Origin of the sequence: Peribacillus butanolivorans (genome assembly GCF_001273755.1) — a bacterium.
Taxonomy (GTDB): Bacteria; Bacillota; Bacilli; order Bacillales; family DSM-1321; genus Peribacillus; species Peribacillus butanolivorans.
In genome coordinates this window covers 2,658,299-2,683,253 of record NZ_LGYA01000001.1, presented here as the reverse complement: position 1 = coordinate 2,683,253, position 24,955 = coordinate 2,658,299, and the positions used below count along the sequence as shown (strand labels likewise).

Annotated in this window: 20 protein-coding genes and 1 pseudogene; 13 read left to right on the top strand and 8 right to left on the bottom strand. The window is 35.1% G+C overall.

Annotated features, from left to right (window positions below; genetic code table 11):
* Window positions 1-673: 673 nt before the first annotated feature.
* The 6 genes from AKG34_RS12210 to speD all read left to right on the top strand — a co-directional run bounded on the left by AKG34_RS12210 (window position 674) and on the right by speD (window position 6,474).
* A complete protein-coding gene (locus tag AKG34_RS12210; RefSeq protein ID WP_053346311.1) occupies window positions 674-1,849 on the top strand; it encodes an acyl-CoA dehydrogenase family protein in 1,176 nt (391 codons plus the stop codon).
* Between the two features lie 209 nt (window positions 1,850-2,058).
* Window positions 2,059-3,213 carry a betaine/proline/choline family ABC transporter ATP-binding protein gene (locus tag AKG34_RS12205; RefSeq protein ID WP_053346310.1) on the top strand — a complete coding sequence of 385 codons (1,155 nt, stop codon included), beginning with the start codon at window positions 2,059-2,061 and terminating at the stop codon, window positions 3,211-3,213.
* 12 nt (window positions 3,214-3,225) lie between these two features.
* Window positions 3,226-3,879, top strand: a complete 654-nt coding sequence (locus tag AKG34_RS12200; protein ID WP_053346309.1) for an ABC transporter permease — start codon at window positions 3,226-3,228, stop codon at window positions 3,877-3,879.
* An 11-nt stretch (window positions 3,880-3,890) separates the two neighbouring features.
* Entirely contained in the window at window positions 3,891-4,808 is a 918-nt protein-coding gene (locus AKG34_RS12195) for an osmoprotectant ABC transporter substrate-binding protein (RefSeq protein ID WP_053346308.1), read from the top strand.
* 17 nt (window positions 4,809-4,825) lie between these two features.
* On the top strand, window positions 4,826-5,497 hold the full coding sequence (locus AKG34_RS12190; RefSeq protein ID WP_053346307.1) for an ABC transporter permease: 672 nt from the start codon (window positions 4,826-4,828) through the stop codon (window positions 5,495-5,497).
* A 140-nt stretch (window positions 5,498-5,637) separates the two neighbouring features.
* Window positions 5,638-6,474 carry an adenosylmethionine decarboxylase gene (gene speD, locus AKG34_RS12185; protein WP_053346306.1) on the top strand — a complete coding sequence of 279 codons (837 nt, stop codon included), beginning with the start codon at window positions 5,638-5,640 and terminating at the stop codon, window positions 6,472-6,474.
* 22 nt (window positions 6,475-6,496) lie between these two features.
* Here the strand turns inward: speD and AKG34_RS12180 are convergent, their stop codons facing one another.
* The gene (locus AKG34_RS12180) at window positions 6,497-7,522 is read right to left on the bottom strand and encodes a YeiH family protein (protein WP_053346305.1); all 1,026 of its coding nucleotides are present in this window, start codon (window positions 7,520-7,522) and stop codon (window positions 6,497-6,499) included.
* A 126-nt stretch (window positions 7,523-7,648) separates the two neighbouring features.
* Between AKG34_RS12180 and AKG34_RS12175 the strand changes: the two genes are divergently transcribed.
* From AKG34_RS12175 to AKG34_RS12155, 4 genes are all read left to right on the top strand, one after another.
* Complete coding sequence (locus AKG34_RS12175) at window positions 7,649-8,542, top strand: selenium metabolism-associated LysR family transcriptional regulator (RefSeq protein WP_053346304.1); 894 nt, start codon at window positions 7,649-7,651, stop codon at window positions 8,540-8,542.
* Between the two features lie 465 nt (window positions 8,543-9,007).
* Window positions 9,008-9,925 (top strand): hypothetical protein, encoded by a 918-nt coding sequence (locus tag AKG34_RS12170; RefSeq protein ID WP_053346303.1) that lies wholly within the window; start codon window positions 9,008-9,010, stop codon window positions 9,923-9,925.
* 840 nt (window positions 9,926-10,765) lie between these two features.
* Entirely contained in the window at window positions 10,766-11,392 is a 627-nt protein-coding gene (locus tag AKG34_RS12160; RefSeq protein WP_053346301.1) for a metal-dependent hydrolase, read from the top strand.
* 343 nt (window positions 11,393-11,735) lie between these two features.
* The gene (locus AKG34_RS12155; RefSeq protein WP_053346300.1) at window positions 11,736-12,659 is read left to right on the top strand and encodes a Gfo/Idh/MocA family protein; all 924 of its coding nucleotides are present in this window, start codon (window positions 11,736-11,738) and stop codon (window positions 12,657-12,659) included.
* 480 nt (window positions 12,660-13,139) lie between these two features.
* On the opposite strand, the gene AKG34_RS12150 is transcribed toward AKG34_RS12155, so the two are convergent.
* The 3 genes and pseudogenes from AKG34_RS12150 to AKG34_RS12140 form a co-directional block, all read right to left on the bottom strand.
* Window positions 13,140-13,331 (bottom strand): DUF3934 family protein, encoded by a 192-nt coding sequence (locus tag AKG34_RS12150; protein WP_053346299.1) that lies wholly within the window; start codon window positions 13,329-13,331, stop codon window positions 13,140-13,142.
* Window positions 13,332-13,873: 542 nt separating this feature from the next.
* The gene (locus AKG34_RS12145; RefSeq protein ID WP_053346298.1) at window positions 13,874-15,205 is read right to left on the bottom strand and encodes an oligosaccharide flippase family protein; all 1,332 of its coding nucleotides are present in this window, start codon (window positions 15,203-15,205) and stop codon (window positions 13,874-13,876) included.
* 481 nt (window positions 15,206-15,686) lie between these two features.
* Window positions 15,687-16,068: pseudogene (locus tag AKG34_RS12140) on the bottom strand (GNAT family N-acetyltransferase).
* 292 nt (window positions 16,069-16,360) lie between these two features.
* On the opposite strand from AKG34_RS12140, the gene AKG34_RS12135 reads away from it, so the two are divergent.
* The gene (locus AKG34_RS12135; RefSeq protein ID WP_053346297.1) at window positions 16,361-16,627 is read left to right on the top strand and encodes a hypothetical protein; all 267 of its coding nucleotides are present in this window, start codon (window positions 16,361-16,363) and stop codon (window positions 16,625-16,627) included.
* 385 nt (window positions 16,628-17,012) lie between these two features.
* Here AKG34_RS12135 and AKG34_RS12130 read toward each other — a convergent pair whose 3' ends face one another.
* Window positions 17,013-18,374, bottom strand: coding sequence for a C40 family peptidase (locus AKG34_RS12130; protein ID WP_083450773.1), 1,362 nt, complete (start codon window positions 18,372-18,374; stop codon window positions 17,013-17,015).
* Window positions 18,375-18,707: 333 nt separating this feature from the next.
* Between AKG34_RS12130 and AKG34_RS27975 the strand changes: the two genes are divergently transcribed.
* A complete protein-coding gene (locus tag AKG34_RS27975) occupies window positions 18,708-18,851 on the top strand; it encodes a hypothetical protein (protein WP_161804930.1) in 144 nt (47 codons plus the stop codon).
* Between the two features lie 482 nt (window positions 18,852-19,333).
* On the opposite strand, the gene AKG34_RS12125 is transcribed toward AKG34_RS27975, so the two are convergent.
* The 3 genes from AKG34_RS12125 to rocF form a co-directional block, all read right to left on the bottom strand.
* Window positions 19,334-20,770 (bottom strand): amino acid permease, encoded by a 1,437-nt coding sequence (locus AKG34_RS12125; RefSeq protein WP_053346296.1) that lies wholly within the window; start codon window positions 20,768-20,770, stop codon window positions 19,334-19,336.
* A 106-nt stretch (window positions 20,771-20,876) separates the two neighbouring features.
* Window positions 20,877-21,029: a hypothetical protein gene (locus AKG34_RS27970; protein ID WP_161804929.1), complete on the bottom strand. Its 153-nt coding sequence runs from the start codon at window positions 21,027-21,029 to the stop codon at window positions 20,877-20,879.
* A gap of 137 nt (window positions 21,030-21,166) precedes the next feature.
* Window positions 21,167-22,120: an arginase gene (rocF, locus tag AKG34_RS12120; protein WP_053346295.1), complete on the bottom strand. Its 954-nt coding sequence runs from the start codon at window positions 22,118-22,120 to the stop codon at window positions 21,167-21,169.
* A 557-nt stretch (window positions 22,121-22,677) separates the two neighbouring features.
* Here rocF and AKG34_RS12115 point away from each other — a divergent pair.
* A complete protein-coding gene (locus tag AKG34_RS12115; protein ID WP_053346294.1) occupies window positions 22,678-24,756 on the top strand; it encodes a helix-turn-helix domain-containing protein in 2,079 nt (692 codons plus the stop codon).
* The last annotated feature ends 199 nt before the right edge of the window (window positions 24,757-24,955 follow it).

The window sequence follows — 24,955 nt, the reverse complement described above, 5'->3', positions numbered from 1 at the left end:
TTAATCCCAAAATACCCCTTACGGCACGTATAATTCACACTGTCCTTGGAGGCTTTCCTTTTGAATGGAGTCGTTGTTAATCTGAATAATAATCTAGGAACCCTACCATAAGTTATATTTTCTAATGAGACTGCCTTGTCATTGGCTTCAACACACAACACCAAAATAGCCAAAGCGATAATGATGATCAAAAAGATGATTCGGAAAAATCATAAAAAAATTGGAGATAAAGAAAAAATACTTGTAAAAAGTAAGGTGGCACGAATCTGGGATTTACTTCTACTTTCAATACGGTTTTCCCATTATTAGATTGATTTTTTCAATCAAATCTTAAATTGAGACAAGTAATATTACAAAAATAACCTCGTCAGAATACAAGATTAACCCATATTTAATCAGTTAAGTATCAATCATCATTTTCTTAAATCGGGTAGCTTTTCAAATAATATAATCAAAAATGAATTTAAAAGGATAAAAAATAGATTTTTAAAAGGGAATTCAATACTTTTGTTGAACATGAATATTATGGGCCATTTTGACAGTTTGATGATTTTATTATTGTAACCGTTTACATCTATATATTTAACCTATTTATCTTGATCATGGTTGTGGATTACAAGATATTTCACATTGATGTATCTCAACAAAATCATTATCGAATGGAGGTTAACCCATGGTTAACACGATGGCGTTCAATAAGAATGATTCACGTTCCTTCCTCACAGAAGAACACTTATTATTTAAACAATCAATTCGTGAATTTCTCGATAAGGAAGCTATCCCCTTTTATGATCAGTGGGAAAAAGAGGGGGAAGTACCTCGCTCATTTTGGAAAAAGATTGGGGATAATGGATTTTTATGTCCATGGCTTGATGTGGAATTCGGTGGTGTAGGAGCAGATTTTGGGTATTCAGTTGTTCTGGCAGAGGAATTGGAAATAGTTGGATCAGCCTTAGTAGGAATTTCAATTCATTCTGATGTTGTGGCCCCGTATATTGCTTCATTCGGAACAATAGATCAAAAACAAAGGTATTTACCCAAGTTCATTTCAGGAGAAATGATTTCTGCCTTTGCAATGACAGAGCCAGGAATGGGTTCAGAATTAGCAAATATCCAAACCACAGCCATCAAGAAAGATGGGTATTATATTGTCAATGGAGCCAAAACGTTTATCACAAATGGCTTTAAAGCTGACTTATTGATTGTAGCATGTAAAACTGATCTTGATGCTGTTCCTTCCAATGATGGAATCAGTTTGTTGCTCATTGATAAAGATACGCCAGGGCTTACACGAGGCAGAAAGCTTGAAAAAGCAGGCCAGAATAGCTCAGAAACAGCCGAACTATTTTTCGATGATGCTTCAGTTCCTGTTGGGAACATCCTTGGAGAGGAAGGGAAGGGCCTTTCATATATAATGCAAAAACTGCAGCAGGAAAGACTTATGTGTGCGATTGGGTCTTTAATGGCAGCTAAGGACATGCTCCACTTAACGATGAATTTTATAAAAGGACGAAAAGCATTTGGTAAGAAAATAAGTAAATTTAATAACGCACAGTTTACCATTGCTGAAATAGCGACCGATATTCAGCTGGGTAGAACGTTTGTTGATGGTTTGATCTGTAAACATATGAATGGGGAGAATATCATAACTGAAGTATCGATGGCTAAATATTGGATTACGGAGATGTCAAAGCGAATATCTGAAAAGTGCATGCAGTTACATGATGGGTACGGAAATATGGGTGATTATAAAATTGCCCGGCGTCATCGAGACATTCCTGTGACAACATTCTATACAGGGTCAGATGAAATAGTGAAAACCCTCATCGCTAAAAATATCGGGTTTTAATTCAATTTTAATAACTTAAAATCTATTAACTACCTTAATTAAAATGAGGTAGTTTTTTTCATTCCATTTTTTCAATGTAATTACATTGAACTAGTTTATTTTAATAAAAGGTTTAATATTTTATCGTATGGGTATAAGAGACTGTGCATATAAAAGCGAAATGAACTTGTAAAATTTGTAATTGTATGCGAATGATGGAGGTGCTTGTCGTGTTAAAAATTGAAAATGTATCGAAAGTATATAAGGGAGGGAAGAAAGCTGTAAAGAATATAACACTTGATATAAAAAAAGGGGAGTTCATCTGTTTCATTGGTCCGAGTGGCTGTGGGAAAACAACGACAATGAAAATGATTAATCGCCTGATTGAACCGTCCGAAGGTAAGATACTCATAAATGGAGAAAATATAATGGAAAAGGATCCGGTCGAGCTTAGAAGACAGATCGGGTATGTAATTCAACAAATTGGTCTTTTCCCTCATATGACGATTCTTGAAAATATCACCCTCGTTCCAAAACTACTTAAATGGAGTGATCAAGAGAAAAAAGAACGTGCGCTAGAATTGTTGCAGCTCGTTGATATGGGTCCCGAATATTTAGAACGGTATCCCTACGAACTGAGCGGCGGGCAGCAACAGCGAATTGGCGTTCTCAGGGCTTTAGCTTCTAATCCACCACTCATATTAATGGATGAACCTTTTGGTGCTCTAGATCCGATCACCCGCGATGCTCTTCAGGAGGAATTTAAAAATCTGCAGCGCACACTTAATAAGACAATTGTTTTTGTTACCCATGATATGGATGAAGCGATTAAACTTGCTGATCGTATTGTGATTTTAAAGGCTGGAGAAATCGTTCAAGTGGGAACCCCGGATGAAATTCTCAGAAACCCAGCCAATGAATTTGTTGAAGAATTTATCGGTAAAGAACGATTGCTTCAAACAAGACCAAACGTGCAATTGGTCGAACAAATCATGAGTCGTAATCCCATTTCAATTACTGAGGAAAAGTCTCTTACTAACGCTATCACTATTATGAGAGAAAAACGAGTGGATTCTCTGCTCGTGGTAGATGAAGAGAATGTATTAAAAGGATTTGTTGATGTTGAAACGATTAGTGAATATCGTAAAAAAGCTACATTTATTAGTGAAGTAATCAAAACTGAAGTCTATTCTGTAAATCAAGACTCATTAATCCGTGATTCAGTTCAGAAGATTTTAAAACGCGGATTTAAATATGTGCCGGTCGTTGACCAAAATAAACATTTGGTCGGAATTGTTACTAGAGCTACACTGGTTGACATCGTGTACGACAGCATCTGGGGGGAAGAAGATAATCTAGTGGCTGAAATGGCTGAAATGTTTTAGGAGGTGAATGAGATGGAAACATTGCTCGATTTTTTACAAACGAATTGGCTTGAGTTGCTTTACAAGGCGTGGGAGCATTTATATATATCTATGATTGCTGTATTCCTTGGAATACTAGTTGCTGTACCGCTTGGCATTTTGTTGACCCGTATGAAAAAAAGCGCATCTATAATTATTGGAATTGCAAACATCATGCAGACGTTGCCAAGCTTGGCAGTACTAGCATTTTTCATTCCATTCCTCGGTGTTGGGAAGACACCCGCTATTATTGCGTTATTTTTCTATTCTGTTTTACCTATACTCAGGAATACGTATACAGGCATTAAAGGTGTAAATAAAAATTTACTTGAATCTGGTAGAGGCATCGGGATGACGAGTTGGGAGAGAATTCGTCTAGTTGAATTTCCTCTTGCACTTTCCGTCATTATGGCTGGGATTCGCACTGCTTCCGTTTATTTAATTGGCTGGGCAACATTGGCTTCCTTTATTGGAGGCGGAGGACTTGGAGATTACATATTTATTGGTTTGAATTTATACCAAACAGAATATATCATCGCAGGTGCTGTACCGGTAATCATCATGGCTATCCTGGTGGATTATGTTTTCTCGATCATTGAACGAAAAGTCGTACCAACAGGATTAAAAGGTATGAAGGAAGTTGCTTGAGGAGGAATACCATGTATAAAAAAATAAGAAAAATAAGTTTTACTACCCTTATAGTGTTTTCATTATTCATCAGCGGCTGCTCGTTGCCTGGGTTGGGGTCATCTTCTGAAAAAACGGTTAAAATTGGTGCGCAGAGTATGACCGAATCCGAAATCTTGGCAAACATGATAGCACAACTACTTGAACGAAATACAGACCTTGATACGAAGATTATTAAGAATTTAGGTTCGAATTTCGTCCAGCAACAAGCAATGGAGAGTGGGGATATTGATGTAGCCGCAACTCGTTATACGGGGACGGATTTAACGAGTGTTTTAGCTCAGGATATTGAAAAAGATCCAGTAAAGGCAATGGAAATTGTTCAAAAGGAATTTAAAAAACAATATGGATTCAAATTTTACGATTCTTATGGATTTGATAATACTTATGCATTTACGATATCAAATGAATTGGCAGAGGAAAAAGGCTATAAAAAAATATCCGATTTGGAAAAAGATGCAGGGAATTTGAGATTAGGTGTCGATAGTGCTTGGCTGAAAAGAAAAGGGGACGGCTATAAGGGATTCGTAGACACCTATGGATTAGAATTCGGAGAAACCTATCCGATGCAAATTGGACTAGTTTACGACGCTGTCAAAAATGGTCAGATGGACATTGTCCTCGCTTACTCTTCAGATGGACGGATTAAGGTGAATAATTTGCAGCTTTTAGAAGATGACAAACAATATTTCCCTCCTTATGATTGTTCACCTGTTGTCACGAAAGATGCGTTAGAACGATATCCGGAAATAGAAAATCAACTAACTAAGTTAATTGGAGAAATCACAACCGAAACGATGCAGGAACTGAACTATGAAGTTGATGGAAACTTGAAAGAACCATCGATTGTAGCAACGGAGTTCCTTGAAGCGCATAATTATTTTGAATAAATGGGAGGTGCAATCTAATGGAAACCTTGGAACAACTGGGAACGTATTACTCCCAGAATTGGATGTACGTACTTACTGAATTTTATCGCCACTTTTTAATGTCTGCTTACGGAGTTCTATTTGCAGCAATCATTGCTATCCCGCTAGGTATATTCATCGCAAAGCATAAAAAGTTGAGTAATTGGGTGTTTTCGATAACTAATGTCATACAAACCACACCAGCCTTAGCAATGCTTGCTCTCCTTATGTTAGTAATGGGACTGGGGACAAACACAGTTATTTTGTCATTGTTTTTATATTCTTTACTACCAATCCTAAGAAATACGTATGTAGGAATTACAAACATTGATCATGCCTATTTAGAATCGGGTAAGGCTATGGGGATGACGAAGTTCCAATTACTAGGAATGGTCGAACTGCCATTATCCCTGTCTGTCATCATGGCTGGTCTACGAACGGCACTTGTCGTTGCAATTGGTGTAACTGCAGTCGGCACATTCGTCGGCGCAGGTGGGCTGGGTGATATCATTGTAAGGGGAACCAATGCTTCGAATGGTACCGCAATTATTCTCGCAGGAGCTATACCAACAGCATTAATGGCTATTCTGGCTGACATTTTATTAGGGTGGTTAGAACGTGCACTTTCACCGATTAAAAGAAAGAAATTAATACAATCCGAAGCAAAATAGGGAAAAAGAGCAGTTACATATTTATTGCAACTGCTCTTTTTTTATTAAGGTTATTAGCCATAAATTCTTCCCTTTAGTTTTTTATTTCTAATAAAGGGTAACTATAAGAACAGTTGTAAAAAAAATAAGGGGAATCGATCATGAAACTTACACCAGAACAACGAATTGAACTCCATGGTTTTAATAATCTTACGAAATCATTAAGTTTTAATATGTATGATATTTGTTTTACAAAAACAAAGAAAGAACGCGAAGCCTACCTAGAATATATCGATGAACAGTATAATGCAGAAAGGCTTTCGAAGATTTTGCATAATGTTTCGGATTTAATTGGAGCACACGTTTTGAATACTGCGAAACAGGATTATATTCCACAGGGTGCGAGTGTAACGATGCTTGTTTCCGAAGGACCTGTCGTAGAAGTGCCGACTGGTACCTATGAGGAATCCCCCGGCCCTTTACCCAATAATGTTGTCATGCAACTGGATAAGAGCCACATTACTGTTCATACATATCCTGAATATCATCCGAATGAAGGTATTAGTACATTCAGGGCTGATATCGATGTATCAACTTGTGGAGAAATCTCTCCTCTAAAAGCACTTAATTATCTTATACATTCCTTTGATACTGACATAATTACTATTGATTACCGTGTCCGGGGATTTACACGGGATAAAAATGGACGGAAATTATTCATTGATCATGATATAAATTCCATTCAAAATTACATCCCTGATGAAGTAAAGCGTTTATATGATATGATAGATGTCAATGTGTATCAGGAAAATATATTTCATACGAAATGTAAGTTGAAAAGATTCGATATAAATAATTATTTATTCGGCTTCACGGAAGAAAAATTAAATTCAGAGGAACGACAGGAAATTATAGAAAGACTACAAACAGAGATGGATGAAATCTTTTATGGAGCTAACGTTCCGCATCTATTAAAGAAAAACAAGCATTCCAATTAAGGAATGCTTGTTTTTGTGAATATTAATTTAATTGTAATACACGTACTAAGACATAACCAAGAATTGATAATAAGATTGAACCGAATAGACCAGCAACAAATGGTTTCCCACCATATTTCTTGAATATTACAAGATCTATATTTAATCCGAGTCCCGCCATAGACATTGCCATGAGGATATAAGAAAGCGAAACAATGGATTCAGCTATAGCTTCAGGCACTACTCCTGTAGAATAAAGAGCACTAGTTGCTAAAAACCCTAAAATAAACCAAGGAATCTGGATAGATTTCCATGAAAATTTTTTCCCCGGATTAGCTTTTCTCTCTTTCAAATTCATAATGAATCCAATAAAAATTGCAACAGGAATAAGTAAGGCAACCCTAGTTAACTTGACCATGACTGCCAAATCTACTGCCTCATTTCCACCTGGTGCTGCAGCGGCAATTACATGAGCAATTTCATGCAGTGTAGCTCCCGAGAAAATTCCGTATCCCTGATCTGATAGACCTAGGAATGGATAAAGAATGGTGTAACCAAATGTAAAGGTTGTTCCCAATACAGCAACCGTTGCCACGGCAATCGCTGTATCTTTTTCTTTTGCTTTAATTTGTGTGGAAATCGCAAGGACAGCCGCAGCTCCACAAATTCCTGTCCCACAGGCTGTCAAAATAGCCAGCTTTTTTTCGACCTTAAAAAGACGGGCCAATCCATAAACTACTAATATAGCAAATACAAGACTAATAGCTCCGACAGCAAAAGTTTTTGGTCCAGCATTAAAAATATCCTTTAAGTTCAAACGCATCCCTAACAAAATGATACCAAATCGCAAAAGAACCTTACTAGAATAATTGGTCCCCGCAACCACATAATCAGGCAAGCCGACTATGGATTTCCAAAACACCCCTATTAATATCGCTATGACGAGCTGCCCCATTATATGAAGGAAGGGGAGCTCTGCCAAGAATTTTGCTGCAATAGCAATTAGTAGGGTTAAAACTATCCCTTTAATAAAGCCAAGCTTTTTTGTTTCTATTGCTGTTTTTCCCAAGTTGAACACTCCATCTATATTGTTTCCTTTACTTTAAGGGTAAATTAAAAATAAGTGAAATATATATTTGCTATTGTAATAATCACTTTTACTTATGGTAAAATAAATTATAAAGAGGAGGTAACTATGGATCCTTTAAAGGTTTTTGTAACCGTAATCGAACAGAAAAATTTCTCAAGAGCAGGTGATATTCTTAATCTGTCACAGCCGGGAGTTAGCCTTCATATAAGGAATCTGGAAAATGAATTGGGGACGAAACTGATTTACCGTTCTCCAAAACAGGTTCAAATTACAGAGCCTGGAAAAATCTTATATAGGCATGCAAAGCAAATGCTGAATCACTATGAGACAGCAATAAGAGAAATTAATGATTTTAATAACGTGGTAAGTGGGACTCTAAAAATTGGGGCTAGTTTTACAATAGGAGAATATTATCTTCCGAAAGTTTTGGCGGAATATTCTGTCCTATATCCTCTAGTTGATATTCAAATTATTATTTCAAATTCTAATGAAGTTATTCAAGGCGTACGTTCTAATCAGATTGATATAGGTCTGATTGAAGGGGAAACGGATTATAAAGATATTGATGTTAACTCATTCATGAACGATGAAATGATTGTCGTCGTTCCGCCTGATCATCCACTTTCACAAATGGAGATCATAGATGGTGCCATGCTTCAGGATCAAACATGGGTACTTAGGGAGCAAGGGTCGGGAACTCGTACGTATTCAGATAAACTTATAAACAAACTAGATCTAAACATAAAACGAAGCTTTATTTTTACCAGTATTCAAGGAGTGAAAGAAGCAGTTATGGCTGGTCTTGGCATTGCACTGTTATCCCGATTAACCGTGCAAAAAGAACTGAAAACCGGTGAATTGAAGACCTTTCATTTGAAAAATGAAGCCTTTATTAGACCTTTTTCAGTGGTGAAAAAGAAAGATTTCGAAGCATCAAAAGCTTTGGAGTTGTTTTTAAATAAAGTGAGAGAATTTGCGATAAAAGGACAACTAAAATGATACGGAATTCTATGTATAAAAGCTGACCTCCTCATTTACACGATTGAGGAGCCTGGCATTTTTGATTTAATCGAAAGCGCTTTCGAATTATTCCTTTTTTTAAGAACCCGTAATAGCTTTAATTTCAAGTATAAGGGAAGTTCACGAATTTCGGGGTGCAATCGTCGGACACTAGGTACATAGATCCTGTTACATTTAGGACATATGATAATACCCACGTCATAATGTTGGTGTGGATAAAACTAGAAAGTGAAACTTCATAGATGACATAGAAATGGCTGTGTATCAAGCCAAACGGGAAGGTAACTGTTTCGGAATGGATTAAAATCAGTTACCCTCAACCAACATTTACGTATGTTCGCTTGATTACAAACATATTATTAAATAGGAAAAGACTAGGATGTTTTTTCGGTCCCTTTATTGACTTTTTCTATTTTATATTAATTTGTAAAAGGAGCGTCCACATTGGCTATAGAGGAGCAGAAAAATAAGCGAATTTCTGTTTTCGACAGAATTATAGGATTCATGCCAAAACTATATGTGATTGGGACTATTTTGATTTTTGTTTATACACTGGTTGCGATGGCCCTATTAGGAATCCAAACGTGGAAGGAGCCTGATAAAGTCGTCAATCCCGTAAATACACAGAATCCAGCTATTTCTGAAGGCTTTGAACATACATTGATAACGTTAATTATAGAACCGATTGTAACATCTGAGTTTTATCAAATAATCTTCAACACATTATTTCTTTACCTAGTGTGGATACTACTTTTTCTTTTAGCACCGATTGCTTTTTACCGGCTAAAACACTTTAAGTTTTTTAATATAGAAATTGAGATTGAAAAACAAGATGCAGCTGTTTTTGAGGTGTTTAGCGTGAGCAGTTCAAAAATGAAATTTGCAGCATATTTAACATCTGAGGAATTTCAGCTGGAGATATCAGAGGAGATTGCAAATAGCAAGGATTTTAAAGCTCCCTTAATTTATACATTGGATAGTACTATCGAGTTTTATTCCAATCAATTAGGACTTGACTTTACTTATGAAATTTATAACTTAAATCAATTCAAAAAAGCTAAGCTACCTAAATCCATCAAATCGATGCTTGATAAGTCCATCCAAACTGGTGATCCATGTATAACGAATAAAAGCAACAGTGACAGTGAATATTATAAGAATTTTCTCTTGCATTATTATGAAAACCTAGACGGCAAATTTGTCACGGTTTTAAGCAGTTATCAAACGGAATTCGATACCTTCGATAAATCACTAATAAAAATTCTACACAATGTCATATACGATTATTATCTACAATATAACTATATATATGATGTAACGTTGACGATGGTGAAGAATGAAGAAATTTCATACGATAAATAAAAACCACCCTACAAGTGGTTATTTTTTTTTGTAAGGTGATTGTTAATTATATTTTGGACGATTACATTATTACCAATAAGCTCAGAAGATTTCTTTACGTGTTGCTCTCTAAAATCCATGTTTTTTATCTTCTTAGACTTTTTCCCTTTTTTAAAATTATTGAAGGCGTTTAGAAAGGCTATTTGGATCACTCCCCTTATAGATTAGTATATTCATATTATTGATAAAGTTTCTAATAAAAAAGTCTCGTTAGAAAAAAATTTTTAAAGGTTTTGTATATAAATACGAGCCTTTAATAAGGTTAATTTCAATATAGTATTTTTATAGATTTTTATAGTGTAAGTCAAGACGAAGTCTACTTGGCTCTAACATTTCTGGTTAGCTTTGTGTAGCTATATTTACTTAAGCGTTATGAGTTTCTTTCTCAAAAAGAGAAATCTGCGTTATTGCATCGAGCTTAGCGACACCAGGATGAGTTTCCATATTCTTTATTTCAATTCCTCTTTGTGTACTTTTTAATATTGTTCATGATTTAATTTGAATTTTAGCACTTATCGCCTCTTCGTTTTTCATGATTTTCACGAGTAGGATAGCCCAATAACTATTTAACCTGAAAATGGTGATACGACTAGAAGTGAGTGAACAAAAATCAAAGGATTCTGAGAACATTACAAAGAGAGAATAAGGTTCTTCTAATTTTGAAATCAAGGAATAATCCCACTTTTTTAAAAGAAATAAAGAAATTCAGTAAAAAATATTGTATAGTTAAAAGCAAGGTGTTCGAACAAACATTCGATTGTGATATGTAAGATAACTTCTTAGAAGAACAGGAGAGAGACAGTGAACGGGACAGCGCATATGGCATTAGGAGCAGCAGTGGGATTTTTAACAGCAAACACACTTCAAACCGATCCAACCACTACTTTATTCTTAGTTGGGGTTGGGGGTGTTTCAGGTCTAATGCCCGACATGGATATTGACGGAAAGTTAAGCAATAGAATTACCTTTTCACACAAGTTCATCCGAACGTTAGCACAAACCATCGGGATTCTCATGATTATTTATAGCGTTTTGGAGGGTTCTGAAACGGAAAAGTGGGTTGGTGTAGGAGCAGGAATTGGCATTATTATAATATCTACATATATAACGCAAAGGCATATGCTGACCCTGACAGGATTAGGGGTATTAGGAGGCGGCCTATCTTTACAGGAAAACTGGTTATGGCTGTTAGGTATCTATATAATTCTAGCATCTTTCACACCTCATAGAAGTTATACGCATTCGATTGCTGGCATCGTTTTCTTTGGCGTCATTGCTCATCAATTCGAATCATCTTTGGGGATAGAGGGGATTTTCACTACTTGTATACTAGGCTACATAAGTCATTTAATTGCGGATATGAAATTTTTACCTTTTAATAGACGAGGAGTAAAGTTATTCTTGCCATTTTTCTCAAAGGAATTTTAAGTAAAAGAAACAGTGGTTCTATCAGAACCACTGTTTCTTTTACTATTCATCATGAGATATGGTATTTTTTGATAAAGTAAAAAAATATTAAATATAAAATAATAGGAAATAGTAACTATTATAGGGTAAATTTAACTTATCTTCCTCATTTTCAGATGATACGATTCTTGATCAGTTAGAGTTTTTGGACAGACGCTTAGATAGATTTGACAGACTTGAGTATGTTCACTTGATACTCCTATTACACGACCACATGCAAAAATAATCTGTTCATTTGGCTTTACAACTGAAACAGTGTAAACTAATTTTGTTATTAACAATATCAATGCAAAGGATGTCAAACATGAAAAAACCTCGTATTGGCATGGTAGGTTTAGGAAGTATAGCTCAAAAAGCATATTTACCAATCCTTACTAAAGAAATGGATTGGTCTTTTGTAGGTGCTTTTTCACCAAGTAAAGATAAACGAAAAATGATTTGCAATCAGTATCGTATTCAAGATTTTAATAGCTTACAAACACTCGCTGCAGAGTGTGATGCTGTTTTCGTACATAGTTCCACTAGCTCACATTTTGAAGTCGTATCTTCTCTATTAACTAAAGGAATAGATGTTTATGTCGATAAACCATTAGCTGCAACTGTTGCTGAAGCTGAAAAATTAGTAGAGTTAAGTGAAAAATCAGGAAGGAAGCTTATGGTTGGATTTAATCGCCGCTTTGCTCCTATGTATGTACAAGCAAAACAACAAGCTCAAAACATAGCATCAGTTCGTATAGAAAAACATAGAACAGATAGTATGGGACCTTATTCTTATGATTTTAGAATGTTAGATGATTATTTACATGTAGTTGATACTGCAAGATGGTTAGCTAATGGTGATTTAGATGTGCTGCATGGAACAGTAAATATCAGTATTGAGAATTACCTTGTTTATGCAGGACATGTTTATAAATCCAAGGAGGGTATACCTTTCTTTACAGACATGCATCGAAAAGCAGGTACTAACCTTGAGAGGCTTGAACTATTAACAGATGGAGCAATTTTAAGTGTTAGGAACATGAATACTTTAGAAATTGCTTCTAATAACAGCCACTCAACTTCATTTTCTCCATCTTGGGATACAACGTTAAAGCAAAGAGGATTTGAAGATGCTGTACAACATTTTATTAATTGTATTCAAAATGATGAGAAACCACTGATTGATGGACTAGAAGGTCTGAAATCTCAATTATTAGTCAATCAATTATTAAAAGCAGTAGCCAAATAAATAATATCAATTTAATGATATTGGAGTGCCTTCTAACTTTTTACAAAGCACCCTTTGATCTTTGATACAAAAAGAGACCCTTTGCTAGTAACTGCTCAAGATGTGGGGAAGCCATACATTCAGAAACAAGCTCTGTTAAAAAGGGCTACATACGGTTTTACAACAAAGTTATCATCGGAAAAAGTTAACCCAACAAACATAAAAGTCAGATGAGATGAACATTTCGTGATTGTATCTGTATAAATTTAAAAAAACCTCAAATGAACACGAAAGACACTACCAGTTTGGGAGTGTCTTTTTCTTTATTATATATAAATGCAATTGTTTAATTCAATAGCTATAGAGTGAAGGAAGTTAGAGTTATTAATCTATTTGACCCAATTCTCTCATACAGATTTTTAAAGTGCCTAAATACCCTGTATGAGAATATGGAACATAATTTGGTAACCTTTAATTTAACTCATAGAAGTTACATAATGATTATTTTTCAGACTTATCACCAGTATTATTGGTAGTTGTCTTTGAGTCATTCGCGTGTTTAACGCCTTTACTTACATAAGGTTTTGCGCTCTTTTTCTTGTTGGCACTAGTTTTCCAACGATTCCAACCCTTCTTACCCGTTCCCGTACCTGTACCTTTACCTGTTCCAGTTTTAGCCTTAGCTTTACTCATGAAATCACTCCATTAATATTGTATGGTTAGTTTAAACCATTTTACTTGATTATTATCCAAGTATGTTGAAATATACATCAACTAAGGAGATAAGTACAGAGAAAGGCTCAATATTTTTTAATTTTATTTATAAATTGTTTGGCATACAATTTATCTGATTTATATTCAAACACTATTCATTCAGTAACAAGCACGCTTAAAAAAGTGCCTAATGGCTTTTATACGGATATAATGACAACGAAAATCAAACTTATCAAACGTAAAGGCCTGCTTAGATAAAAAAAATATCCCAAAGTTGAAATCTACATTAATTCACCCTCATAAAAATAGAAAAGACACAGCCTGATTGAGGAGTGTCTTTTTCTTCACATTTTATTTGAATATTTTAAAAAGGTTTTGAGTTTTGTCACCGTTATTATTGCTGACATTTTGAATCATTCGAGTGTTTAACGTCTAACTACATATGTTATGTTGATCGTTCGGTTTTTTACCCTTCTTGCCCGTACCTTTATCCGGTCTTAGCCTTAGCTTTATTTATGATATCACTTCATTATTATAGATCTCGATTTTGTTAACCAGATGCTTATCCCTATTTTTTTACATATAGTTAAGTAATGCATAAGGGTTAATAATACAGCACCTGTATTCATACCTAAGATGATGCCTCCCATGTTAAGAGAGGTTTGGGAGCCGAGAATATACATCATCACAAAGGCGACGATATGTGACCACACAGTATGGAAAAAAGCCTCTTTAACTAAGCCTAAGCCAATAAGATAGGCTTGCATCGGAATAACAAAAAAGTGAAAAAGAAAATAAGGACATAATAATTTTAAATAATAAGCAGCTGAAGTGGAGGAAAAAAAGAGTGAGGTCAAAGGTTCCGCAAAGAGATAAATAAAGACCACTGCAGGAACCCCATACAAGATAGTAAAAGACATCGATTTTTGTAATAAAACTCTCAATTTTTCCTCATCCTGTCTCTTGTAAGCATTCGATACATTAGGGATAAGCATTATCATTAGTGAATGAGCAATAAAAGCTGGGAAGAAGCCGATAGTCATCGCTACCCCTGTGAGCATCCCAAAATGTTCAGTAGCCATTACCGCGCCGAATCCTGCTGAGAGAAGGGCAGCATGAATCAGAAAAGGTTGAATCGCATTTGTTATTGCGTGAAAGATTCTTAGTCCCATAGTAGGTAGTGAAACCTCCAGCAACTTTTGACGTGCATATCTACCAGAGGTACGCGAGTTTGTACCACGCTTCATAATACGCATTTGAAGAATCAATAGGCTAATCAGGTATAAAAAGACGAGGAACTCACTGCCTATTAAAACAAAGAAGGCCATCAGCAGGGACTTTTCCTGGTTAAAATTAAATAAGGTAAAGATGATGAACAGCAAGCCAAATTGAATAATATCTTTTAAAAAGTTGGAAAATGCAATCTTTCCCATCTGCTGAACGCCCATAAAATATCCTCTTGCAATCGACGAAAATGCGACTATAGGGATTAAGGTAATAAGCAGCCATTTTATATATGGGTGGTATCTGTCCATTATGGATGAAAAGGTAAGAATAAAAGGCATGACGACACACATAACCAGCACTACAACCATAGCCATTTTAAGTGCATGTATCACCAGATTATAATGCAATGTGTGTTTATTTTCTGCCACGAATTTTGAAATGGAAATATGTAATTCAAGACTGGCAATCACATATATCAAAAAGAAAATCGGCAATATAGACATATAGAGCCCCATGCCTTCTTCTTGTAATTCCCTGGCTAGGATCATGTTCACTAAAAATTCGATACATTCACCAAAAAACGCTGCGACAATCAAAATGAGCGTTCCTTTATAGAAAGATTTCATGTTGGCCTCCTAACAAAGGTGTTTGTATAAGATATGAGACATGCCATGGAATATTCATAAGGAAGGATATAAAGCGGAGGTACCCTTATTGAATTATCATGGTTTTACCAAAAAAATACAGATTAAGAATATAAGTTTTTTAAGAACTACCTTAATGGAAAGTGAGCATAGTTTAACCTTCACATTAAACTTTTCATGCTATTATTTTCCGTCTTAAATCGTTCAGAAAAAAGTACGGAAATAAAAATAACAAAACCCTGTTGGATTTTGCTAAGAATTTTCGTTTTTATCTTCATAATTATCTTTGTTTTATTTGGGACACATTGTTTAATCCATAGATTTTTCTAGGACATCAGTTAGGTATAGTTGAAAATTTAGAATAAAGTTTGATCATTTTCAGGATTTAAGTTACACGACGAATACCCTCGGTTATATATGAAGTTATCTTTAGGTACTATGAAATAGTTTATTTAAATTGATTTTATATCGTGATATTCGTAATTTCATAGCCCGACTTTTCATATAATCCACGTGCAATTTTGTTATGGCCAAAAACGTGAGGTGAAATTTTCTTCATTCCTAATTCTTTAGCGATAATTTCAATTTCTTTCATTGCTTTCTTACCATATCCCAGCCCTTGATATTGCTCAAAGATAATAAGATCATAAATAAAGCCTTCGTCATTATTTGTAGGTGATTTTTGTGCAATCCAAATCGTTCCGACTATGTGTTGGTCGTGAAAGATAGAGAATATATAGTTAAACTCGGATTTTTCACCTTTTGGTAAAAGTTGAGTAAATTCTTTCTTGACAGAACCATTGCTTCACTTTGTCTTTTGCATAGTCTCCAATTGTATTAATAATATATTGCTTAAAATCCTCTTAGTTAATAGGTTTTAAAGTAACCACTTTATTCCCTTCTAATATATTGCTGATTAATTCATTCTCATGATGGCCACTCTTAAAGTGACCTTTGTTTTATTATTAAAAGTTTTGGCTAAACCAGATGAACTTAGTTAAAAAAATTGAGTGATTTTTCAATTTTCCCCTAGATTAGAAATGCCGGATAAATAGTAAAGGCCTTCTACTAGAGGATATATTCACTTTGTAATTCAGCATATATTTTGCTATTCTGTATTCAGAGGAGATGATCAAAATGAAATTTACATCTATTAATAAGTCAAACATAGATGAATTATGCATCGCGTTTGAAAGTTGTTTAACACAACATGATATTACATTCAAATATGTAGATATGACAGAAGATAACGGAATAATCTCGTTTATTTTTTGCAATGATCCGGAAAAGGCTAGATCAGTCGAATTAGAAGGCAAACAGTTTATTGGATTAGATACAGATTACATAGCAAAGGAAATTTTGGAACCAATTCTGCCTCGCTTAAAAGAATATGCAAAAAAATAAAATCATCTTAATCGATGATTTTATTTTTGGAAAAATTACATATTTGTTATCCTAAATTAAAAGCTGCTGTTGTTTTGAGGGGTGAAATGGTAAAGGGATTCCGTTTAAATGCAAAGTCTACAATCGCTGGAAGCAAACGAAATTCAACTTTTAGTAAACGAGTTAAACCTTTAGCTACTGATTTGAAGATTTTTTATCTGAAACTATGAGTTTGTTTCTTTTGGACAATACTACCAGCCTTGTTGCTTTACTGACTCGATAAGGCTAGCTGTTTCCGAACATCCATTGACTCTTACAAATTAAATTGGAATCTTACACTAAGTCCCCCTTTAAAATAAAAAGGGGGACTTAGTGTAGCAAACAATTATTTTTGTTATATATGACTTTAGTTAAGAACACGAACTGCTTTTACAAAGCGAGGTTCCCAGTAAGAACTGTTAATGTTTGCATAAGATACACCTTTAGAAGTTGAAGCGTTAAGCATTTGACCGTTACCGGCATAAATTCCTACGTGATTAATTACTCCATCTTTATTGGTATCAAAAAATACTAAATCTCCTTTTTGCAGGCTGTTCGAAGATACAGGTTTCCCAATCTGAGATTGAGCTGATGAAGTTCGCGGTAAGGAAATACCTACAGCTTGGAATGCTTTCAATGTGAATGAAGAGCAATCAAATATGTCTGTACGTGATGTGCTTGCACCATAAACATACCTAGCTCCTAAATATTTCGCACCAGCAGCTAATATTTGATTTGCTTGGGCTGGATTAGATGATAGGGACTCTTTTTTAGCTGCAGATGATGTAGCTTTTCCATAAAGTTTAATAGATTGACCAGCATGAATAGTATTTGCATTTGAAATACTTGGGTTTAAAGAAAGTAATGAATTTACCGTTGTATTATGTGCTTTAGCAATTTTGTCTAGGGTGTCACCTGATTTTACTTTATAGGTTTTACTTGAACTACTTTTGCTAGCCGTTGAACTAGATGTTGAGGCTTGTCCAGATACACGGATGGATTGGCCAATACGAATGCGATCTGAATTAGAAATATTAGGGTTTAATTTAATTAATGCATTAAGAGAAAGATTATATCTTTTAGCAATTGTAGATAAAGAATCCCCAAGTTTAACCACATATTTTTCTGTTGTATTAGTACTGTTATTCGTAGACTTGCTGAATTCACTAATTTTCAAAACTTGTCCTGGCAAAATAAGATTATTAGTCAACTTGTTTTTAGATTTTAATTTTTGGACAGTCGTTTTATGTGCTTTAGCAATTTTGTCTAGGGTGTCACCTGATTTGACTGTATAGGTATCACTTGAACTACTATTTTTAGCCGTTGAACTAGTTGTAGAGGCTTGACCAGATACACGGATAGATTGTCCAATATGAATACGATCTGAATTAGAAATACTAGGGTTTAATTTAATTAATGCACTAAGAGGAAGATTATATCTTTTAGCAATTGTAGATAAAGAATCCCCAAGTTTAACTACATATTTATCGGTTGTAACAGTACTTTTAGTGAATTCATTAATCTTTAAAACTTGACCTGGCAAAATAAGATTACTAGTCAAATTGTTTTCAGATTTTAATTTTTGGACAGTTGTATTATGTGCTTTAGAAATTTCGTCTAGGGTGTCACCCGATTTAACTTGATAAGAACTAGCATAAGCAGAAGTGCTGGCAAATAGGGTACCTATAATAGTTCCCGCGAGAATAAAAGAGTTTTTCGAATTCTTCATATAGGAAAGTTCCTCCTGATGTGGTAAAAAAATATTTAACCTTTATATTATAGGGCTATGAAATATATAAAAACCATGACAAATAGAATAAAAAAGTGTTTCGAAGATTACAAAATAATCTCTAATGTTACAGTTTCGTTACTAGATGTCGTGTTTTAGGACAATTGATGTGTATCAATGATAGTTATCTATAGGTTTCTTCTATTGATAATATAGTAATTTTCGGTAGAGATAGATCCTATTGAAGGGTTTTAGAAAGAAAGTTGATAATAATACCTTTTTAAAAAGAGGTATAGAGCATAGAGAATATAAAATCTGAGGGGAACTAGTAAGGTGATTTGGATGCTCAAAAAAGAGGGAAGTGGAACAATGAAGAAATTACTTACTGGTTTGGTAGTATTCACAATGGCCCTGGGGATAACTTTTTCAGCCGCCTCTGCAACTGATGGGATTTCACTAACCGCAAAGCTGGGATAAAAACTCTATTTTGCGGAAGGACACTTATGGGGTGAAAGTCTCTTGTTATTCGAGGAAGGAAAAGATCTGCAGATTTAATTTTGCATGGACAGTCATGTTATACGCCGTAGTTATGTATTTCGTTTATGGATATAAAGAATTTGGCGAAGAGAATTTATAGTCGCTCAGTAATGACTGCAGCAAAGGACAATCTTTCAGACACCTGGGTTAACATAGTAAAGGTAGTATGAATTATCGGTTCACATTTTAACCACAAATTGTAGCTTTCAAAATCCCTGCTTTTAAAGCAGGTAAGGAAAAAAGAAGCTGTTTAATAGTTGTTTAGTGTAAAAATACTCTGGAAATGAGATATCTCCAGAGTATTTTTTCTTTATGTAAATACTCTCGCATTGATTTTATGTAATGCCCAGTATGAAAAGCAATCTTTTTAACAAAGATTGCTTTTCATTACTTTACTTTCTTCTCTAGATAATCTGGAAAGATTAGATGACCATTTTTTTACCGGAATTTAATTCCACTTCCTGTTGAGGTGTATTTACTTGCTTGTTTTTCTTCACCTTAAAGTGATAAACAGCATAACAACCAAGGAAGAACGATCCGCCGCAATAAAGGGCCATCCGCTGTTCATGAACAAATGCTAGACTAATCATGACGATGCAGTTTGCTATTAAGGCAAGAATGGGAATGAATGGATATAGTGGTACTTTGAATTTTAAATTTTCTACCTTTCCACCCTTACGGATATATGATCTTCTAAAAGCAAGAAGAGAGGCCGCGATGGCAATCCAGCCAATTTGTGCTCCTAATCCTGCAAGGGAGAGAAGAAAAACAAACACTGTTTTTGCAGCTACTACACTTGAAAGTAAAGACAACCCGGCTATTGCAAGGGTGATAAGTAATGCATTTAGTGGAATTCCTCTCTTATTTACCATACCGAGCTTTGGACTTGCCATTCCTTCTCTAGAAAGAGAATACAGCATTCGTGTCGCCGCATAAAGGCCGGAGTTTGCAACTGACAGCAGAGCCGTGAGAATGATAAAGTTCATAATGTCCGCCGCATAAGGCACTCCTATGCTATCTAGTACAACAACGAATGGACTTTCAGCGATTCCTGCTTTTTCCCTTGGAATCAATGCTGAGAGTACAGAGACTGAAAGCACAAAGAAGAAAAGAGTTCGCCAAACGGTTTGTTTGATAGATTTTGGTATGACCTTTTCTGGGTTTTCACTTTCTCCTGCTGCAATTCCGATTAACTCTGTGCCCTGGAATGAAAAGTTCACTGTAATCATTGTAATAAGTAGGGCCGATATCCCGTTCGGAAAGAGGCCTTCATTGAAAAAGTTGGAGAAAAACGGTGCCTCCTGTCCGCCTTTCATATCAATAATACCAAACATAGCAGCACCGCCAACTACGATAAACAGTATAATGGCCAATACTTTAATGCTTGAAAACACAAACTCTGATTCACCAAATGCCTTTGCTGATAAAGCGTTTAGTAAAAAGATGAGAAAAGCAAAGATTGCACACCACATCCAAACGGGTGATTCAGGAAACCATCTTTGCATAAGTTGTCCCGCTGCCAAAAACTCTAAGGCAACTGTAACTGCCCAACCTAACCAGTATAGCCATCCTATGGCAAAGCCGGTTCCAGGACCAATGAATTTTGTCGCATATGTCTGAAACGAACCGGAAACAGGCATGGCAACCGATAGTTCACCGAGACAAAGCATCGTTAAATACATGATAAAACCGCCAACTATGTAAGAGAGAATAGCACCGATGGCCCCTGCTTCATGAATGGTGTAGCCTGAACCAATGAAAAAGCCTGTACCAATACATCCCCCTATTGAAATCATAAATAAATGTCTTGCTTTCATGCTCCGTTTTAATTCATTTGGTTGATTTTCTATTGTTTTCATTGAAAAACTCCTTTACCTGATGGGTGCAAACGGTTTCATTTATGTTAGGACGTTTTTAGGGAATTAATGTTTCTCCATTCACAAGTTTTATGCTTTGATTTCAATCTTAGGTGATAGTATCCCTCGAATAAGAGATTGCTTCTGCATGTAGAGAAACAGGAGTTAACATAGGTACCAATGCAAAAATAATTTCGATGACGCCGCTTAAGAAAGAAAAAGAAGCCAAACGTCTGGAAGCTATGGATATAAATTGATTCATGTGGGCCATCCGTCAATGGGGAAGAAGCCCGCAGATGACAATATGGGCTTTTTTCAATGGACCATCTTTTTAAAAATTTGAGATTAATAAAATCGCTCTATATTTCTATCAATAACAGTTATCTCAAAAAAGTTCGACTATTTAACATCAGCCAGTAAATGAGGAGTGATAAGGTGATCGTCCGCTCCATAAAGTAATTTTTCTCCAAGCAAAGAGCCCATTAATGCGACAGCAACTTCAGCTGTTTTATTATGTTCGTCCAATATTGGATTTATCTCTACAAACTCTGCGGATGTAATGATATTGGCTTCAGCTAGCATTTCCATGGCAAGATGGCTCTCACGGTAACTAATACCTCCCATGACAGGCGTTCCTACTCCCGGTGCATCGTCTGGATCAAGGCCATCAAGGTCAAGGGATAAATGAACAAGATCTGTACGTTCTTTAAGATAGGCAATCGATTCATCCATTACTCTTGTCATTCCCAATCTATCAATCTCATGCATTGTATATACTTTAATACCCTTTTCTCTAATTAACTCTTTCTCACCTTGGTCCAAGGAACGGGCACCAATAATAACAATATTCTCTGGTTTGATTTTTGGTGTATATCCACCAATGTTAGTCAGTGCAGGGTGGCCAAGTCCCAAACTTACCGCTAGAGACATACCATGTATATTTCCTGAAGGAGAAGTTTCGGCTGTGTTTAAATCGCCATGCGCATCATACCAAATTACCCCTAAGTTCTCAGAATGCTGTGCTAAACCTGATAATGTTCCGATAGCTATACTATGATCTCCACCTAAAACTAAAGGAAATCGATTTAATTGAGTGACTTCAGCAACTTTTTGACTTAATTTTTCATTGCCTTCTGCTACATCCTGTAAATTCTTTAAATTAGTATCTGTATCACTTTGTGCTCTCTCTCGTATCTCTACTTTAATATCACCTTCATCATGGACAGTATAGCCAATGTTTTCAAGTCTTTCACTCAAACCTGCATATCTGATAGCACTTGGACCCATATCTACTCCTCTTCTAGTTTGACCAAGATCCATTGGAACACCAATAATTGAAATTTCTTTCTTCATGTATAATTCTCCCCCTTTAATTTTTCTTCCCTAGTATAAGGGTAAAAGGATAGATGACTCAACTCGACATTTTTTTGAATATTTATACGATTGAGAATAGAGAGAAAGGCATGGTAAAAAACGCCTATTGACAATCCGTGAATTATACAAAACCTTCCTAACGAGGTTATATGTTATGTTTAAATACAGTGTTTTAAATTAGTACATAATCACGATGCTTAAAGAGCTGCAAACCTCATTAATGAGAGGGGGTAGTTCTTTCAAATTAGACTTCCTAGTGAAGAGATAATTGATTTCTGGAGTTATAAATACCTTAAGCAAATCAATATACAAGCAGGAATTAGAGCAGTTACTAATATAAACCAAGGAAGGATTTTATATCTTCATATTGAATATATTAGGTAGACAGTTTTTTTCAGCATAAGAAAAATTTCTAATAGTATATTATTCTGATTTTTATTTCACATAGTTAAAATAATCATATTTCACTACATATATATCATCTAAAACATTGAGTGTTTTTGTATATCGATTTAGGTATTGTCTAGGAGGTATTTATGCAGAAAAGTAATCATAAACACAGTGAAACAATGGATCGTAGCGAAGCGAATGATAGTATTGAGTATCTATCGAATCGTTGGTCAAGTAAAATTAATAATTTTTTGGTACTCTGCATTTATGAACAAAACAATCAATATCATGATTTCAATAAGGTATTCAAATCACATAAGCTGGAGGGTTCGACAGGTTTTCTAACGTTTAAATATGGATTAAATAATAAAAGCTTTGTTATTTGGGAGAATGCATATAAAGAAAATGAAGAACTGTTTGCCAAGTTGAGGCTAACGGCGAGAAACGAAACGATATCACAAATAGCTCAAAATGTTGTGTTTTACCTTTTATGTGAATATGAAAGAATTTCTTCTAAAAGTCATGCTATTTTAAAAGAAAAACAGTTAATAGAAGATTCAATATATCAAATGGAGAAAATTTTGAAAAAGGATACATTTTTGGCTGAAAAACCTGTTTGGGATGAATTCAATAGCTGGTTTAGACTTCAAATAAAAGAATGTATCCTTGAAGAAATAGCCATATCAATTGGCTTTAATGAAATGGAAAGACTTGATGTTCAAGAATTGAATAAATTATTTTATCATTTTCTCACTAAAAATTTTGCTGAAAACAAAGAATTTGTTTCGAAAATAACATATATAGTAAATGGGTATACCCAAGAGTGGGTTGATAAAATTATTTTTGAATTTAATTTAGAAACCAGTACGATTGAAAAAATAGAAAATCTTCTTTGTTTTAAAAAAGATTCTTTTCAAACATCAGATTTATTATTATCCACAATAAGAGATTTTTCTTTCAACTTTACTATTCAAGACCATTTGCTTGTGATGAATAGTGCCCCGTACCAATCAGTTAGAGACGCCATCTATAAAAAAAATTTCGGAAATGATGGGGATATCCCCTGGCCTGCAACACCTATTCAAAAGGGTAATACAGAAGGTTTTATACAAATTATCCCTATAGAGTACAATCACACATCAATTATTGAGCATGCAATTGTTAAAGAAGCATGGAACCGAGTACAATTATTGTCTGATGTAGATGTAGATGTATTTGATGCACTTTGCAGCCTTTTTTTATCCAAGGCAAGGCATAATGAAGAAATAGTAGAAATCTATTTGAATGACCTACTATCAATTAGAGGGTTAAAGCCTAAACTTGGAGGAGACGGGCGTCGAGGTGGATATGAAGCAAGACAACGCGAACAAATTTTGAAATCGCTTACAAATATTCAAAGCATATGGATTAATATTAACAAAGCTGTCATCTATGAAAAAGGTAAACCTGTTCAGACAGCACTCCAGGGGCGGACGTTCATTTTTAAAGATTATACGGGAGAAGAATATGGTATTTCAGAAGAAACATGTAGAAAAAAGATAACGTTTACAATTGATAAAGTGTTTGCTAAGTATCTAAATGGTTCTGCAAGGCAAGTTGCTCTTCTTTCAATTAAGGCATTGCAATATAATCCTTATAGACAAATTTGGGAGAAAAGACTTACAAGGTATTTAAGCTGGCGTTGGAGGACCCAAGCTAGAAAAGGAGACTTTTTACAGCCAAATAAAACAAGTACACTATTGGAGTCAATCGGCGAAAAAATGAATAATCGCACACCTTCTCGTACTAGAGAGCGGTTTGAAAAAGCTATGGATACATTACTAGAAGATGGTGTCATCGCGTCATGGCATTATGAAAAATGGGATGAATCTATTGCGGATTATAAAGGATGGGCTAGTATTTGGTTGAATTCTATGATTTTAATAGAGCCACCGGAGATTATTAAGGACCAATATCGTTCAATTGAAAAAAAACAAAAAGTTCGAAGTGACATTCGGCATTCACTACAGGATTCTAGTAGTCAAAAGAGAAGTGAAAATATTGGTGAGCAAATAAGAATCACTAGAAAAATTCTTAATCTTTCTTTATATCAATTAGCAGAAGAACTAGAAATATCTGCTCCTTACGTGAGTAACATTGAGAGAGGAATCAAAAGGCCATCACATAAAATTCGAACGAAAATGATAAAATGGCTGGAAAAACAGGAAAATAAAAATAAATCATAGCATTATACTAAACCTCTTCATCTATATGGAAGAGGTTTCAGACTGTAGACAAACTCGATGAAAATCGAGTTTGTCTACAGTTTTTTTGAGGGGTTGTAAAAATTCGAACGTTGATTTCCACTCCAGGCACTCGCTTTCCGCGGGCGGTCAGGGAGCCTCCTCGGCGCCTTTGCGCCTGTGGGGTCTCCCTTAGACACGC

Bases quoted from the DNA above. Each gene is read 5' to 3' on its own strand.
- AKG34_RS12210 (WP_053346311.1), top strand. From the start codon at position 674: ATGGTTAACACGATGGCGTTCAATAAGAATGATTCACGTTCCTTCCTC.
- AKG34_RS12200 (WP_053346309.1), top strand. From the start codon at position 3,226: ATGGAAACATTGCTCGATTTTTTACAAACGAATTGGCTTGAGTTGCTT.
- AKG34_RS12195 (WP_053346308.1), top strand. From the start codon at position 3,891: ATGTATAAAAAAATAAGAAAAATAAGTTTTACTACCCTTATAGTGTTT.
- AKG34_RS12190 (WP_053346307.1), top strand. From the start codon at position 4,826: ATGGAAACCTTGGAACAACTGGGAACGTATTACTCCCAGAATTGGATG.
- speD (WP_053346306.1), top strand. From the start codon at position 5,638: ATGAAACTTACACCAGAACAACGAATTGAACTCCATGGTTTTAATAAT.
- AKG34_RS12175 (WP_053346304.1), top strand. From the start codon at position 7,649: ATGGATCCTTTAAAGGTTTTTGTAACCGTAATCGAACAGAAAAATTTC.
- AKG34_RS12155 (WP_053346300.1), top strand. From the start codon at position 11,736: ATGAAAAAACCTCGTATTGGCATGGTAGGTTTAGGAAGTATAGCTCAA.
- AKG34_RS12150 (WP_053346299.1), bottom strand. From the start codon at position 13,331: ATGAGTAAAGCTAAGGCTAAAACTGGAACAGGTAAAGGTACAGGTACG.
- AKG34_RS12145 (WP_053346298.1), bottom strand. From the start codon at position 15,205: ATGAAATCTTTCTATAAAGGAACGCTCATTTTGATTGTCGCAGCGTTT.
- AKG34_RS12135 (WP_053346297.1), top strand. From the start codon at position 16,361: ATGAAATTTACATCTATTAATAAGTCAAACATAGATGAATTATGCATC.
- AKG34_RS12130 (WP_083450773.1), bottom strand. From the start codon at position 18,374: ATGAAGAATTCGAAAAACTCTTTTATTCTCGCGGGAACTATTATAGGT.
- AKG34_RS12125 (WP_053346296.1), bottom strand. From the start codon at position 20,770: ATGAAAACAATAGAAAATCAACCAAATGAATTAAAACGGAGCATGAAA.
- AKG34_RS27970 (WP_161804929.1), bottom strand. From the start codon at position 21,029: ATGAATCAATTTATATCCATAGCTTCCAGACGTTTGGCTTCTTTTTCT.
- rocF (WP_053346295.1), bottom strand. From the start codon at position 22,120: ATGAAGAAAGAAATTTCAATTATTGGTGTTCCAATGGATCTTGGTCAA.
- AKG34_RS12115 (WP_053346294.1), top strand. From the start codon at position 22,678: ATGCAGAAAAGTAATCATAAACACAGTGAAACAATGGATCGTAGCGAA.